At 39.3% G+C, this 15,884-nt stretch carries 14 protein-coding genes and 1 pseudogene; 3 read left to right on the forward strand and 12 right to left on the reverse strand.

The window, feature by feature from the left end; translation table 11 throughout:
• Window positions 1-42 precede the first annotated feature (42 nt).
• The 11 genes from ACLKL2_RS11220 to ACLKL2_RS11270 form a co-directional block, all read right to left on the reverse strand.
• Window positions 43-759 carry an ethanolamine ammonia-lyase light chain EutC gene (locus ACLKL2_RS11220; protein ID WP_413691716.1) on the reverse strand — a complete coding sequence of 239 codons (717 nt, stop codon included), beginning with the start codon at window positions 757-759 and terminating at the stop codon, window positions 43-45.
• A complete protein-coding gene (gene eutB, locus ACLKL2_RS11225; RefSeq protein ID WP_413691717.1) occupies window positions 743-2,239 on the reverse strand; it encodes an ethanolamine ammonia-lyase subunit EutB in 1,497 nt (498 codons plus the stop codon). Before eutB ends, ACLKL2_RS11220 begins: the two co-directional genes overlap by 17 nt.
• Before the next feature lie 13 nt (window positions 2,240-2,252).
• Window positions 2,253-3,692: an ethanolamine ammonia-lyase reactivating factor EutA gene (locus ACLKL2_RS11230; protein WP_413691718.1), complete on the reverse strand. Its 1,440-nt coding sequence runs from the start codon at window positions 3,690-3,692 to the stop codon at window positions 2,253-2,255.
• Between the two features lie 813 nt (window positions 3,693-4,505).
• A complete protein-coding gene (gene glmU, locus ACLKL2_RS11235) occupies window positions 4,506-5,867 on the reverse strand; it encodes a bifunctional UDP-N-acetylglucosamine diphosphorylase/glucosamine-1-phosphate N-acetyltransferase GlmU (RefSeq protein WP_413691719.1) in 1,362 nt (453 codons plus the stop codon).
• Between the two features lie 131 nt (window positions 5,868-5,998).
• Window positions 5,999-6,850 carry a dimethylarginine dimethylaminohydrolase family protein gene (locus ACLKL2_RS11240; RefSeq protein ID WP_413691720.1) on the reverse strand — a complete coding sequence of 284 codons (852 nt, stop codon included), beginning with the start codon at window positions 6,848-6,850 and terminating at the stop codon, window positions 5,999-6,001.
• A 10-nt stretch (window positions 6,851-6,860) separates the two neighbouring features.
• On the reverse strand, window positions 6,861-7,637 hold the full coding sequence (ctlX, locus tag ACLKL2_RS11245) for a citrulline utilization hydrolase CtlX (protein WP_413691721.1): 777 nt from the start codon (window positions 7,635-7,637) through the stop codon (window positions 6,861-6,863).
• Window positions 7,637-7,789 carry a hypothetical protein gene (locus ACLKL2_RS11250; RefSeq protein WP_413691723.1) on the reverse strand — a complete coding sequence of 51 codons (153 nt, stop codon included), beginning with the start codon at window positions 7,787-7,789 and terminating at the stop codon, window positions 7,637-7,639. The genes ctlX and ACLKL2_RS11250 overlap by 1 nt, the downstream gene beginning before the upstream one ends.
• Entirely contained in the window at window positions 7,767-8,552 is a 786-nt protein-coding gene (locus ACLKL2_RS11255; protein ID WP_413694305.1) for an amino acid ABC transporter ATP-binding protein, read from the reverse strand. Before ACLKL2_RS11255 ends, ACLKL2_RS11250 begins: the two co-directional genes overlap by 23 nt.
• Window positions 8,553-8,571: 19 nt before the next feature.
• A complete protein-coding gene (locus tag ACLKL2_RS11260; protein WP_413691725.1) occupies window positions 8,572-9,516 on the reverse strand; it encodes an amino acid ABC transporter permease in 945 nt (314 codons plus the stop codon).
• A 133-nt stretch (window positions 9,517-9,649) separates the two neighbouring features.
• Window positions 9,650-10,447, reverse strand: a complete 798-nt coding sequence (locus ACLKL2_RS11265; RefSeq protein ID WP_413691726.1) for a transporter substrate-binding domain-containing protein — start codon at window positions 10,445-10,447, stop codon at window positions 9,650-9,652.
• Window positions 10,448-10,826: 379 nt separating this feature from the next.
• Window positions 10,827-11,855, reverse strand: a complete 1,029-nt coding sequence (locus tag ACLKL2_RS11270; RefSeq protein ID WP_413691728.1) for an ornithine cyclodeaminase — start codon at window positions 11,853-11,855, stop codon at window positions 10,827-10,829.
• 157 nt (window positions 11,856-12,012) lie between these two features.
• On the opposite strand from ACLKL2_RS11270, the gene ACLKL2_RS11275 reads away from it, so the two are divergent.
• From ACLKL2_RS11275 to asd, 3 genes are all read left to right on the forward strand, one after another.
• Entirely contained in the window at window positions 12,013-12,441 is a 429-nt protein-coding gene (locus tag ACLKL2_RS11275; protein WP_413691729.1) for an Lrp/AsnC family transcriptional regulator, read from the forward strand.
• 147 nt (window positions 12,442-12,588) lie between these two features.
• Window positions 12,589-13,419 carry an ammonia-dependent NAD(+) synthetase gene (gene nadE, locus ACLKL2_RS11280; RefSeq protein WP_413691730.1) on the forward strand — a complete coding sequence of 277 codons (831 nt, stop codon included), beginning with the start codon at window positions 12,589-12,591 and terminating at the stop codon, window positions 13,417-13,419.
• A gap of 222 nt (window positions 13,420-13,641) precedes the next feature.
• Window positions 13,642-14,754, forward strand: a complete 1,113-nt coding sequence (gene asd / locus ACLKL2_RS11285; protein ID WP_413691731.1) for an aspartate-semialdehyde dehydrogenase — start codon at window positions 13,642-13,644, stop codon at window positions 14,752-14,754.
• Window positions 14,755-14,863: 109 nt separating this feature from the next.
• Here asd and gpsA read toward each other — a convergent pair.
• A pseudogene (gene gpsA / locus ACLKL2_RS11290) lies at window positions 14,864-15,867 on the reverse strand (NAD(P)H-dependent glycerol-3-phosphate dehydrogenase).
• Window positions 15,868-15,884: the final 17 nt, after the last annotated feature.

The following is a 15,884-nucleotide window of genomic DNA, read 5'->3' on the forward strand; positions in this document are numbered from 1 at the left end:
ATATTCATAAAATATTATTGGCCATTACTTTGTTAAATTGGGTTATGCGATTTTGGCTTTCAGTAAATCCTCTAGTCGGTTACCTGCAGCTTGATTCTCAAGAATTTCCATTACTTTTTCTGCAACAACACTTCCTCCTTCAATAGGCGGTAAACCTCCTTCATAAATATTGGTAATTAATGTGTATTCATAACGAATTTTTTCATGCTCACTGTAAATAGCGGCGGCTTGTCTTGCAGTTTCATTTTTTAACTTTAAAACGAGATAAGCTGACATACTTTTTGAAGAAAGAGCATCTCCACCAGGTCGCTCACCAGCTAATAAAATAGCTACATTACAATCCAATGCATCCGCGATACATTCCGCTAACTTAACGCGCCCAAAGTGCGTAACAATCGGCTTGCCTAAAGAGTAATTTCGGCTGGCTAATCCATCCATTAAAACAGGAATCATATCTGGGACATTGTGATGAACAGCTTCTGCGGATAAACCATCAGTAATAATAATTTGAACGTCATTACCTTCTGTAGATAATGTATCTAAATCAGATTGCTGGAGCTTGGCCCCCACTTCAGGGTTTTTAAGATGTTCGGCATGGTCTTTTGCGGTAGAAACAAATTCTCTAAAATCAAAACCAGTAAATAACTCAGGTTTAAGATGTGAATGAACGGCTTCTCGCCCTACGGATTGATTAATTCGGATGACTTCTTGCACCTTATGTGCAGGACGAGGGCCAGCATTTTCAAACCCAGTGAGCATTAGGGGTTGCTTCATGAAGGCGTTGAAACTCTAAATCACTGCTAATGAACAACCTTGGATTACCCCAGTTAGGGCCTCGCTCGACACTGCCATTAGTGTGTTGTATATAAATGCCTTTTTCTACAGCCCACTGTAAGAATTCAGGAGCAGGATTACGGTGATAAACTTCTCTTAACGTTTGATCATCATGACCTGAATTAACAAAGTGAGCCAACATCCGGTCAGTGCCTAAATAAATATCCATAAAGAAATTAGCGCCTGCTGCTGTGGCCAATTGAACAGCCATTTGCTGACCTTCTAAATGTGAATTTGAATGTAGTGTATAACTAGGGCTAATACCCATTGGTAAGCCCAACAGTTTCCCCATAAAGTGATCTTGAAGCGTTGATACCATCAACTCAAAATCATTAAGGTGAGTTTCTGGACCAATAAAGCCTGTAGCGTTATTGACCATAAAGGGATCATATCTTCTGCATAATCCGTAACACAGAGCTTCACAAGTCGCCATATCCATTCCGTTATGTTTACGGTATGTCATTTCACTACCTTGACCAGTTTCAAAATACATAAACTGCTCAGCTATTTCTTTTAATGGCCCTTCCTTTTTCATCGTTTCAACAGCTTGATCTAGAAACTCAACCGTGACATCAAATTCACCTGTTAAAGTTTCATCAGTTCCTGCAAAGCTTTGAAATAGTATTTCTACTGGTGCGCCTTGCTTTAAGGCAGTTAACTGACTTTTAATATGGCCAAGCACACAAATTTGAGTCGGAGCTCCAGTTTCTCGACGTAACTTATCAATGTGCCATAACATGGCTGCGATATTATCGACAGAACCATCAGAAGGATTAACTCCAATCAGACAATCCCCCATTCCCATCGCCAAATCGTTATAAACCATCATTGAAATAGCATCTAAGTTATCTTTGGGATGATTAGGTTGCAAACGAAAAGAGAGTGTTTTGGGCGTTCCAATTAAGGTTCTTGCTTTTGTAGGGCGAAATATTTTACCCGGTAAATAAACTAACTCATGTACGTCCATTAACTTGGTAAGGGCTGAAGCCATAACAGGCGTTAATGCCAAGCCGACAGCCGCTACTCGCGTACCATTACTAGCTAATAAATGATCTTTTAACTCACCTAAAGTCATGCCAGCAATACTTTGAAATAATTCTATATCAATTTCATAACCCGCTCTCATTACTGAATCAACATGGCCATCATCTGTAGTCAATGGATTATCGTAAATATGCTGTAATGTTAATGATGCGAGAATAGCCCGTGCAGCCTCTCTGTCCATGGCATTTTTAGGTGCGAGATTAGTCGTTCGATCACCTGCTTTACTAATATCTGCAGCGCCCAATAGACCTTTAAGGCCCTGAAAATAAAAGACTTCATTTAATATTTTAAAAGAATACACTTCCTCAGGGCCCGGAACAGGCACATGGATATTTTTAAGTGGAATAATTTTTTCATTCAATCAACCTTCAGCGCTAATAAATACCATAAAAAGAAACCGGCACGACACCACGATAGGGACTGCCAATATTGACAAATTGAGCATTACGATCTGGAATTTCATCAATGATCATGAGCTTTGCAGAGGAAGTCCCCCAATCTGTTGCATAATTACCCAAAGCCTTACCAAAGTTACCAGGAACAAGAATAACGAGAGGCAGATCAATCGTTAAAGTAGATAAGGCTTGATGTATCTTTTGACCTAACGCTTTGATTTGTATTAACGTGGCCGCTATAACAAGATCTTCAGCATTTATAATAGGCAGCATTTGAATACATGCCTTACCACTGCGTTGTGCCACCACTGAAATCGCATTAATTAACTCATCCAAATCACAGGTGATATCGAGCCGTGCAACAATAGGCACATCGTTTAACGGTAATGCAGATGTATCAGGTAAAAATAAAGTTGCTCCTGATATCTCAGTGTTATGCAAAGTAAGGCCATAAACGGTCGCTCTGCCCATATTTTCAGGACGGACATTAGAGATATGTTGTGAGAAGTAAGGATCTGAGATAATTTTTTTAGCTAAATCAATGCCTAAGTCACCGAAAAAAGTGGTATCAGGTACAGATTCTTTTTCAGCGAACTTGTAAATCAGTTCACCAACACCACCAGAAAAAGTCACTAATGGTGTTTGAATATGAGAAGAAAACGTAAATGGAGTCTGGCATAAGGCTTTACCAATACTCGCGTCGAAAAAAGCAGTATTGCCTGAGGTGAGGGCTTTTAATCCTTGTAGATATAAATCGAGGATTTGCTCAAGTAACGCAGCCGGTAAGATATCACCAATGTTAATACTGGTATTCAAGTGTTTTAATATTGCATAACCATATTCTGAAATACCTGTTACTTGATAAGTCCCAGGGGTAAATTGAAAATGTCTTGCACCAATGTAGAAACACCCAGTACTTTTAACTTGCCCATTTTGACCTGCAGCAGGATTCGTTGTCCCTCCACCAATATCAAGATTAATTAACGTCTCATGTTTATAGTGGCGGGATAATAAAGCAACACATCCCATAAAAGCTAACCATGACTCAAGATTAGGATCGTCAACGGTTGCTATAACCGCCTGTCCAATGCGTGCTTTAATTAATGCAGCAATATGCTCAGCATTGTTACGTAATGCTGCGAGTCCAGTAATAATAACCCCACCGGAGAAAATATTTTCTCCGGTCTCTAACCAAGTATCTAATAACTTAGCAATCGCATCGGTATCAATCTCAGTCCCTTTAAATGGAGTAAATTCTACTTTAGAACGATAAACAATCTCAGGTGCAGAAAAGGCCATACGACCCGTTACTGAGTTCATCCCTACTCCGGCGACTGCGATCATTGCACTACTCGTTGTAGAGCCAAAATCCATACCGATCATTTTTACTTGTTCTTGTACGCCTTGAAGGTTTCCCATTCGTTAATCACCTTGAACAACTTTTGTGCCACTACCGTCAAAAGAGATACTCAAAGCATTAGCATTAACTATACCAACTAAAAAAAGTACTTTTACAAATTCAATAAAAGGTGGGTACGAGGTGGGTTAACAGAAATGTTTACAACGTGTTAATTAGCAGATAAGCACATTTTAAAATGAGTATTTAAAATGAGTATTTTAAATACCAAAATACGCATTAATACTGGTCTTCCACTGGACTTATAAAATAAAAAGCATCAATCACAATGATGTAAAAAATGAATATAGCTTATGAAATTAACAACTTAAATCGAGTGTTAAATTAATCATAAAAAATTACGTAAAATGATGAATTAACTATGAAGCGAGTCAGGAAAGTAGCATGGGCTTATTAAATACTTATAAAAAATGCACTTTAAATGTTCAAAAAAGCACCTTTTTAGGTCGAACTAAAAAATACTGCTAAATAAACATTAGGGTCTGTTTATCTTTCAAGTTTGTTTTTGCAGGAATTTGTTGGCTATTTATACAAGGCTGAGCTTATGTGGTGTAGTTATTCTACATAAATAAGCCAAAACGCAGTAGAAATTGTCAACAAATGCTTCCTTCGGGTTCAACACAGCGCGTTTTGCTCTTTGTTAGACGAGATTTGCTTAGAATACTAGGCTACACCTCGTCTGCCTCGATCAAAATGCGCTGAGTTGAACAAAATTCAAACGGCAAAGATAAACAGGCCCTAGAAGAATAAAGTGTAAAACACAAATAGGTTGATAATTTTTGTTATCAACCTATCCATAGTTTCCCTATATAAAACTACTTATGCTTAACAGGACGTTTCCAACCTCCAATATTTCGTTGCTTAGTACGTGAAATACATAATGCATTATCAGGTACATCATTAACCACTGTCGTTCCTGCACCTGTTGTCGCACCATGGCCAATTCTCACTGGAGCAACAATTTGGCAATCACTGCCCACAAATACATCGTTACCGATAATGGTTTGATGCTTATTCGCACCATCATAATTACAAGTGATCACACCAGCCCCTACATTAACACCGCTGCCTACTTGGCTATCACCGATGTAGCTTAGATGCCCACATTTAGTGCCTTCGCCTAGCGATGATTTTTTCACTTCAACAAAGTTACCAATATGCACTTCGTTTGCAATCTCTGTATCAGGGCGAATCCGAGCAAACGGACCAATTGATGCATTTTCACCAATATTTGCACCTTCAATAATAGAGTTAGCTTTGATTTCTGTATTATCGGCAATAGTACAATTAGTTAAGATACAACCTGCGCCAATTTTAACGCCATAACCTAGACTGACTTTACCTTCGATAATAACGTTGATATCAATATCTACATCTTGACCGCAGGTTAACTCACCACGTAGATCAAAACGGCTTGGGTCACGTAACATCACACCACTTAACAGTAGTTGATTTGCTTTATCAGCTTGATATGCACGCTCTAGGTTAGCCAGTTGCAAACGGTTATTCACCCCTTCCACTTCAAATGCATTTTCTGGTTGAACCGTTTCAATGGATAACCCTTCTTGATAAGCCATCTGGATAATATCTGTTAAGTAAAACTCGCCCGCCGCATTGTTATTAGATAACGCTGGTAACCAACGATTTAACGCATCAGCGTCAGCCACTAAGATACCTGTGTTCACTTCATTAATGGCTAATTGCTCCGGGTTAGCATCTTTTTGCTCTACAATCCCAACTACTTCGCCATTAGCACGTTCGATACGCCCGTAACCTGTTGGGTCATCTAATTTAATGGTTAATAAACCAATACCGCCAGCAGGTTGAATATCCACTAATTTGGCTAACGTTGTTTCAGATAATAAAGGCACATCACCGTAAACGATTAAAATTTTCTCGCCTGAGTTGAAGTGCGGTTGTGCCATTTGCATTGCATGGCCAGTTCCCAACTGCTCAGTTTGCTCAATCCAATTTAAACGAGCATCTTGAATATTTTGTTTCATGATGTCTCCACCATGACCATATATTAAGTGAATGTTATCAGCGCCAATTCCTTTAACCGTATCAATAACATGTTGCACCATTGGCTTGTCTGCAATTTTATGAAGTACTTTAGGTAGGAGAGAGCACATGCGTGTGCCTTTGCCAGCAGCAAGAATAACAACACTTAACGACATAATAGAAACCTTAATATCTGAAGAATAAAACATTATTTTAACGGAGTTTTAGATAAGAACGTATAAGAAAAGTAGTTGTTTAAGAGATTAGCCTCAGATAGAGGCTAATTTAAAGCAATCGACAAGACAAATTAAGTACGTCTAACAGGAAAGGTCATACAGTGTGGTCCGCCGCCGGTTTTTAAAATTTCAGTGGAATTTAATTCAAATACAGTGAAACCTCTGTCTCTCAGTGCTTGATTCACCTTGATATTAGTAGCTAATGAAATCACCTTTTTATTACCTAATGCCTGCAGGTTACAAAAGTGCTTAAATACGCCGGCTTCTTCAATCTTAATTAAATCGTAACCTGCTTTATCCAAATACTCCTGAAAGGCTGTTGGCAAACCTTCGTAATAAGTGACTGCGGTTTTTTCACCAATAATATTAAAGATCATATCTAAATGCAGATACTCAGGTTTTGATTGCACCGATAGCACTTGATAACCCAGTGGGGCTAATTGTGCTCTAATGCTCTCAATACCTTGTTCGTTGGAACGTTGTAGCACGCCTATGGCTAAGGTTTTATCGTCTAATTGCCAAAAGTCACCGCCTTCAACTACACCTTCCTCACAAGTTGCAATCAAAGGTACACCTAACTCTCTCATTTTGGCGGCGTATTTTTGTGACTCTTCCTGTCTTACTTTTTCTTTAAAGCGACCTAGGACATAACCTTCTTTTAAGTTAAAGCCAAAATCACGTGCAAACACTTGACTGTCTAAGGCTTTAGTGGCTTCTAGTAACTCTACTTTGACACCATTTCTTTCATAAATAGAGACAAGCTGCTGATGTTCTGCAGCACATTTTTCAAGGTCAATTTTTTGCCCTTGGTCCAGCCAGTCTTCGGCTATTTTATTAATAGGGTTCAGGTCAAGATGGGTAGGCGGGCATAGTAAAACTTGCTGCAATACACCAGTTGCCGATCTAACATAACATTGAGTCATAACACTCCCTTTATTTTGTACGTCGTTTCAGATGAACTCCTGCTAACATACAACGTACTGAACCACCTGCTAATTCAATGGTTGGAATTGATATTGGCAGTAACATGGCTGATTTTTCAATGGTCGTAATTTGTGCTGCTGTTAATACGTCATAAGCTTTCTGCGATAAAGCTAAAACAGACTTACCATCAGCATTAGTTAGCTCTAGCGCATTACCTGCAAATTGATCAATTTGTTCAAAGCTTAAATCAATCACCTCTCGACCACTCTCTTCAAGGCGTAACTTAATTTCAGCTCGGCGCTCAAGGTCAACAATCATATCCAAACAAACCATCGCATAATCAGTACCAATCGCCATCATGACGTTGGTGTGGTAAATCGGCGTCCCATTTTTATCTGCACTTTCAAAAGCCATCGGCTCATAACCAAACATGGTACAAAACCTTTCTAAACAAATGTCATTAGCACGGTTAGATTTAGCCGTATAAGCAACACGCTCAATATGGTCTAACACCATCGCACCAGTTCCTTCGAGGAAGATATCATCCCATTCAAGGCCTGAAAAATCGACCACTGACTGAACACGATATTCACGCTTCAATAGTTCAATCACATCACTGCGGCGCTCTCTTCGTCTACTTGGTGAATACATAGAGTGAATCGCAATATTTCCACCTGAGTGAGTTGAAAACCAATTATTAGGAAAAACGCTATCTGGTGTTTCATTCTCACCATAATCATTAAAGACATGTACTCTAACGCCATTCGACTCTAATTTATCTACCATTAAGTCGAACTCTTTTTAGCTAAACCGCTAATATCCTTATCATCATTGTTAGTGATATTTTGAAACGCATTATCACGCGATGTTTCAGGATTTGAATAGAAATTCCAAGGGCAGATCATCACTACCGCATTAGGAGATTGAACTAATGACATTAATTACCTCATAAAATACAACAACATCTACAGGGTTATAGAATGTTGGATAAGAACTTTGTAACCTAGGATGATTCGCCACTGTGCCAAAGATGTTTTCAGGAATGTCATCAACAAGCAATGAACCGTCCTCCATAAACAACACACGATCCGCCACTTCGTTGGCAAACCCCATTTCATGGGTTACTACGATCATGGTCATCCCTTCTGCTGCTAATGACTTCATTACATCTAACACTTCACCTACCATTTCAGGATCCAGTGCAGACGTTGGTTCATCAAATAACATCATGTCTGGTTTCATCGCTAAGGCTCTAGCAATTGCAACACGCTGTTGCTGACCGCCCGATAGTTGCGCAGGGTAAACATCCATTTTTTCGGCTAAGCCCACACGTTTTAATAATGTTTGAGCTTCAGCGTCCACTTCACTTTTAGGCAGTTTAGAGACCTTAAGTGGCGCTAACATGACATTTTCTTTAACCGTTAGATGTGGAAAAAGATTAAAAGATTGGAATACCATGCCGACATTTTCACGCAACTTATTAATATTGGTGCGATCGTCATACATATTCACACCATCCACGATGATATCGCCATCGGTAATGGTTTCTAATTGGTTTAAGGTTCTTAAAAATGTTGATTTACCTGAGCCAGATGGCCCGATAATCACCACTACTTCACCACGTTTAATATTAGTAGTGACCTTCTTTAAGGCATGACAATTATTCGGATAGATTTTATCGACATTAGCAGTGACTACCATGTCATGACCTTTATATGTATTAACCATTATTTGCTAACCTCTTTTCAATACGTTGAATTGCCCAAGATAGAGTTGATGTTAACAATAGGTATAAAGCAGCTACCGTAAACCACACTTCAAAAGTCGCAAAACTACCACTTACTACTTCACGCCCTGCTTTTGTTAAATCAGTAATAGAGATCACCGAGACCAATGAAGAGTCTTTTATTAAATTAATGAGCTGGCTAGCCATTGGTGGCAGTGTACGTTTAAAAGCTTGCGGTAAGATGACATACATCATCGCCTTCGGGTAAGTCATCCCCAAAGAGCGTGCAGCCTCCATTTGTCCAGGTGAAATTGATTGAATCCCTGAGCGTAAAATCTCAGCGACATAAGCCCCAGTGAATACTGATAAGGCGACAATACCGGCAGTAAAACGTTCTAAATCAAAGACGGTACCGAGGAAGAAATAAACAATAAAAATCTGAACTAATAGCGGTGTGCCACGAATCACTTCCACATATAACAGAGATAAATTTTTGCTAAATGGATTATTAGAGATACGCATTAATGCCGCGACTAACCCAATAAATAGTGAGAAAAACAAAGAGATAACGGATATTTCAAGAGTAGTTAACAAACCTTCTATTAACACTCCCATTCTGACACTTTCTTGTCGAGCTAATAAGTCGCCTTCAAAAATAATATCACCATCGGACACTAAAAGCGTATCAGCATTGCTGATCACTCTATCTGGGTCGCCGTTATCATAGGTAATGGTTAAGCTGCTGTTATTAATGCTAGCGCTACCATCTCCTTGGGCAATAATATCAACGGGAGAAGTATCAACAATATAGGGTAATACACGATGCCACTGCCAATTATAATTGATGGTTTGAGAAGCAGAATAAACTGCCGCAGCAAGTGCAAAAATAGTAATGACAAATAATATATGCCATTTAAGCCTGTGTGGTTGTTCTTTCATAATTTCACCTGGTAAAGGGGAAGGAAAATCAACGTTATAACGCTAATTTTTTTAAATAATTACAGATTAATTGTGTTAACGATGAGATCGCCCTTGATTTACAAAGGTAGATCTCATCATGAGGCAGTGATACTTATTTAATTTGGCTTAACCAAGCGTCACTGTTAAACCACTTGTCATAAATGCGTTGGTAAGAACCATCACCTTTAGATTGTTTTAAGAAGTTATTTAAGAAGTTCAGCATATCTGGATCACCCTGTCTTACTGCCCAACCCAATGGCTCATAAGTAAACGGTTCAAGAATTGCTGAGGTTTTGCCTTTAGTTTGTGCAGCGTAAATAGAGATGAAAGGCATGTCATAAACCATTGCATCCGCTTTACCATTAACAACTTCTAAAGCTGCATCCGTTTCTGTTTCAAAAGCATTATATTGTGCATTGCGTAACATCTTTTTCACTGACTCTTCACCAGAAGTACCTAACTTACTTGCAACAATGTAATCAGCGCTATTTAAGTCTTTATAACTCAGGATTTTGCCTTTATGTTTTGGATTTAATAGAATCGCTTGGCCAACAGTAATGTAAGGGTCAGCAAAATTAACACGCATATTGCGTTTAGCGGTAATTGTCATCCCCGCCATAATTACATGACACTTATTGGTTAATAGAGCAGGGATAATACCGTCCCATGCTGTATTTACTGGTACATATTTAACGCCCATTTGTTTGGCCATTAACTTACCAAGGTCAACATCAAAACCGATGTAATTACCATTTTTTGCTTTCATTTCAAATGGCATATAACCGGCATCAAAACAGGCTCTTAATTCCCCAGACTCGCTAATATCGTCTAATGTATTCGCATTTGCTGCACCGATAGATAAGGCTAATAATGATGTTGCAGAAGCTAACTTGATCAGTTTGTTTTTCATGCTTGTAATTCCTCTATTATTTCAACATGGATAAGTAAAATAGGCTAAATGCCATTGTGGTCTTGCTAAACAGATACTAAATAAGAGCAACAACCGCGCCAAAAAACAAAAACGCTCTAATAATCAATAAAAACAGCCAAAAGAGACTTCACACCATTAAATATTACGACTAACGGTTAATAAAAAACGACTTAACATAAAAATAATCACAGTAAATAAAATGCTTTAATTTTTATTATTTTACCATTGCTCAATAATGTAGCGGTCGCACCGTTAAAGTGCGTTTTTTATTCTTAACAATCGCTGTATTTGAATGTATGAATGGCAGAAACGTCATGCCTAATCCAACTATCGCCTAACCTCTCTGCTACTATTAGCTTTACGCCTGACTGCGCGCCAACATTAAACCAAACAAATCTTTAGGGTTTTCCATCTCGGGCACTAAATCGATTTTTTCGCCTATGTTATGCTTTACCGCTTGCTCAAAGAGATAACGCAAAACAGAAAGGTCTTCTAAAGCAAATCCCACTGAATCAAAAATAGTAATTTGTTGTGGCTCATCGCGTCCTTGCTCTTCCCCTTTAATAACTTTCCATAAAGGATGGACAGGATAATCCGCTGGCAACTGTTGGATATCCCCTTCGACACGGGTTTGTGGCTCATGCTCAATAAATATTTTCCCAGCCTTTAACACATCAATATGTAATTCAGTTTTACCTGGGCAATCTCCACCAACACCATTTATATGCATACCTGGTTCTATCATATCCAGCGTTAAAATAGTCGCATAGGCTTTATCTGCAGTCACCGTTGTCACGATATCAGCGCCTTTTACACACGCTTTCGCTGATGCTGCTTTAATCACAGTTAATGCTGGGTAAGCACTCAAGTGCATAGCAACTTGATCAATGGCATCCGCATCGATATCAAATAACCTGACTTCTTGAATACCCACTAAACAATGTAAAGCAATCGCTTGAAAAGCACTTTGGGCACCACAACCAATCAACCCTAAGGTGCTCGAATCAGCTCTCGCTAACGCTTTTGTAGCCATCGCCGATGCTACTGCAGTGCGTAATCCAGTAGAGATAGTTAATTCACTTAATAAACGTGGAAAACCAGTGCTTACGTCCGATAAGGCACCAAATGCCATCACAGTAGATAAACCTTGTAACGGATTAGTTGGATGACCATTCACATACTTAAAACCATAATGAACTTGATCGGCAACGGGCATTAATTCAATAACACCAACGTCACTATGGGCAGCAGTTCTTGCTGACTTATCAAATTCAGACCAATGACAAAAATCATCTTCCATATATGCTAATAATCCAAACATAAACTCACTAACACCTAATCTAGACACTAACTTACTTGCTGCATTTACATCCAAAAATAACGTCATGTTCATTTCCCCTTGTTTCACTACTGCTAACTGCATATTCAATGCAAAAATTTTAACAAGCCACTGAGCCAACAAAAAGACATAAAAATGTATTAATTTGCATCATAAAATAGCATTATGTATATATAAAATGACAATATGTAAGGGTTTGAGCGTCATGAATAAACTAGATCACACAGATAGGAAGTTACTGGCTCTGTTACGTAAAGATGCACGTATGCCGGTGGTTAACTTAAGTAAAGCGCTGGGTGTTTCTCGTGCAACGGTACAAAACCGTTTAAATAAGCTAGAACGAGAAGGCGTTATTCTTGGGTACACGGTTAAATTAAAACAAGAAGCACAGCAAGATGCCGTCAGGGTATTAATGAGCCTATTAGTAGAGGCAAAAGAGGAAGAAAAAATTATTGAGTCTTTGCGTGCTTTTCCAGAAATCGTATCGGTATACCACACTAATGGTCAATGGGATTTAATCGCAGATATTCAAGTTGATAGCATCTCTGTTTTGGGTGGGTTATTAGGCGAAATTCGTGCGGTGAAAGGTATCATACAAACTGAAACTAGCTTGCTGCTAGGTTTAGTCTTTTAATGAGCGCTATTTAATGGACTTTCACCAGCACATTTTGATATCAAATAAAGAAGCAACTATAAAAATAATTATTACTGTAAAAGACACCTACTTTTTTGCATAATCATTGAGACTAATGCATTCACCTTCAAACTAATGGGCAACCTCATGAAACAAACAATATTAAAAGAGATGTGTGTTGTAGCAGACATCGATGTAGAAAATGAAATTGAACGTCGCGTTAACTTTATTAAAAGCACCTTAAAAAAAGCCTATTGTAAAACGCTGGTATTAGGTATCAGTGGTGGTGTTGATTCAAGCACTGCAGGTCGCTTATGCCAGCTTTCTGTAGACCAGCTAAACCAAGAAGAAAACACCAGTGACTATCAATTTGTTGCCGTGCGTTTACCTTACGCAGTCCAAAAAGATGAAGATGAAGCGCAGCTTGCTGTGAGCTTTATTCAACCAACTAGTTGTGTCACAGTCAATGTTCAATCTGGTGCTGACGGCATTCATGAAACAACAGTCGCGGCACTACAGAGCAGCCAAGTAAAACTCACTGACAATGCAAATTTCGACTTTGTGAAAGGCAATGTAAAAGCGCGTATGCGTATGATTGCACAATATGAAATTGCAGGTTTAACCAATGGTTTAGTGGTTGGGACTGACCATAGCGCAGAGAACATTACCGGTTTCTACACCAAACACGGTGATGGGGCTTGTGATTTAGCACCGCTATTTGGTTTAAGTAAACGTCAAGTTCGTGCTTTAGCAAGACACTTAGGTGCACCCAGTTTATTAGTGGAAAAAGCACCAACCGCTGACCTTGAAGAAAACCAACCGCAACTTGAAGATGAAGTGGCGTTAGGGATGACTTACGATCAAATTGATGATTTCTTAGAAGGCAAAGACGTTGCCCCTGAAATCGAAGAGAAATTGATTGCGATTTACCTGCGTACACAGCATAAACGTCAGCCAATCCCAACAATTTACGATTAAGTCTTGTCCTTTTAGCCTCTCCCGCTAAAACGACTATTTCCAAGTAACAATGACTTACCTTGATGGTTTAATAAAAATTAAGCAATCAAGGTAACTTTCTCGCTTTTTTCCCTACAAACCATCAAATCACTAGCCTTGCTAATGCCTCTAATGATAGATTCTGTACTCGGTTAATGATTAATCGTTCTCTTTTAAACTATTAAAATTAAGGAAATATAGACCATGAAAAAAGTGGGTTTAGTTGGTTGGCGCGGTATGGTTGGATTCGTTCTTATGCAAAGAATGCGTGAAGAAAATGATTTTGCAACGATTGAGCCAGTATTTTTCACCACCTCACAAGTTGGTCTAGCATCTCCTGAAATTGGTAAACCAACCGACACATTAAAAGATGCGTCTTCAATTGAAGCGTTATCTGAAATGGATATTATTATTACCTGTCAAGGTGGCGATTACACTAACTCTGTTTACCCTGCACTACGTGACAGCGGTTGGGATGGTTACTGGATCGACGCAGCATCTTCATTACGTATGAAAGATGACAGCATCATCGTATTAGACCCAGTTAACAAAGATGTCATTCAACAAGGTTTAACTGACGGTATTAAAACTTACGTTGGTGGTAACTGTACGGTTTCTTTAATGCTATTAGCATTAGGTGGTTTATTTGAAGCTGACCTAATTGATTGGGTTGCTCCACAAACTTACCAAGCAGCATCAGGTGCTGGTGCACGTAATATGCGTGAACTAATTAGCCAAATGGGTGCAATTGAAGCATCTGTTGCAGACAAACTAGCTGATCCAGCATCTGCTATTTTAGAAATTGACCAACAAGTGGCAGACTTCATCCGTAGTGATGCATTACCAACTGAACAGTTTGGTGCGCCGCTAGCAGGTAGCTTAATCCCATGGATTGACGTGCCTATGCCTTCTGGTCAATCTAAAGAAGAGTGGAAAGCACAAGTTGAAGCCAACAAAATTCTAGGCACTAGCGACAAGCAAACACCTATCGATGGTTTATGTGTACGTATCGGTGCGATGCGTTGTCACAGCCAAGCAATGACTATCAAACTGAAAAAAGATGTATCAGTAGAAGAGATTGAAAAAATCTTAGGTTCACACAACGAGTGGGTTAAAGTGGTACCTAACGAGCGTGAAGCAACGGTTTCTGAGCTATCTCCAGCTAAAGTAACAGGGACATTAAGCATTCCTGTAGGTCGTATCCGTAAACTCGCAATGGGTCCTGAATACATCAGTGCATTCACTGTTGGCGACCAACTACTATGGGGTGCTGCTGAGCCACTTCGTCGCATGCTTAACATCTTACAAGAAGCTTAATCTAAGCTTTCTTAGCTCGTTTATTAAGCTAGTTAGTAAAGTAATAAAAAAGGCCTCAATTGAGGCCTTTTTTGTGTCTGCTAAACAACTAGTTCAAATTAGCTTAAAACTACTCACCTCGTTTAGTACGAGATAATAAGTCCATCGCAGCCACATTCACCGCTTTACCTTGATATAAAACGTAATAGATTTGCTCACAAATTGGCATCTCTATACCAACACGTTTTGCCAAGTTATACACTTCTTCGGTATTACGGTAACCTTCAACAACCTGACCGATCTCAACCTGCGCTTGATCGATCCCTTTGCCTTTGCCTAAAGCTAAGCCAAAACGACGATTACGAGATTGATTATCAGTACAAGTAAGGACGAGATCACCTAATCCGGCCATTCCCATAAAAGAAGACTCAGAAGCACCTAACGCCACACCTAAGCGAGTTAACTCGGCTAGACCACGAGTAATTAAGGCTGTACGTGCATTAGCGCCAAACCCTAAACCATCAGCTAAGCCGGCACCAATCGCAATCACATTCTTAACTGCGCCACCCAGTTGCACAGCAACAAAATCTGCAGAAACATAAGTTCTAAAGTTTTTGTTATTATGGAATAGATCAGCAATATCTTGTGTAAAGTCACGGTCAGATCCAGCAACAGCAATAGCGGTAGGTAAGCCTTTCGCTACTTCCATCGCAAAAGTAGGCCCTGAAATAACAGCCAGTGGATAATCATCACCGACAATATCACGAGCAACTTCTTGTAATAAACGCCCTGTTTCCGCTTCTAATCCCTTGGCGGCCCAAGCGATACGATGTTCAGGTCGAAGAAAAGGTTTAACCTGTGACAATACCGAGCCAAATACATGGCTAGGCACCACTAATAAAATAGTATCTGTCGCAGCAATACATTTGGCTAAATCACCTTCAGGGTGAAGCTTACTAGGAAGGTAACCTTAGGCAAAAACACCTTGTTTTCACGATCTGACTGTAAACGTTCAATATGTTCACTGTTGTGACCCCAAATTAAAGTGTCATGCCCATTACGAGCCAGTGATAACGCCAGTGCAGTACCGTAAGATCCTGCACCTAATACCGAAATAGTCGCTTTCTCAGCCATTCATTACCTACCTAGAA

This window comes from Psychromonas sp. KJ10-2 (assembly GCF_047323255.1).
Taxonomy (GTDB): Bacteria; Pseudomonadota; Gammaproteobacteria; order Enterobacterales; family Psychromonadaceae; genus Psychromonas.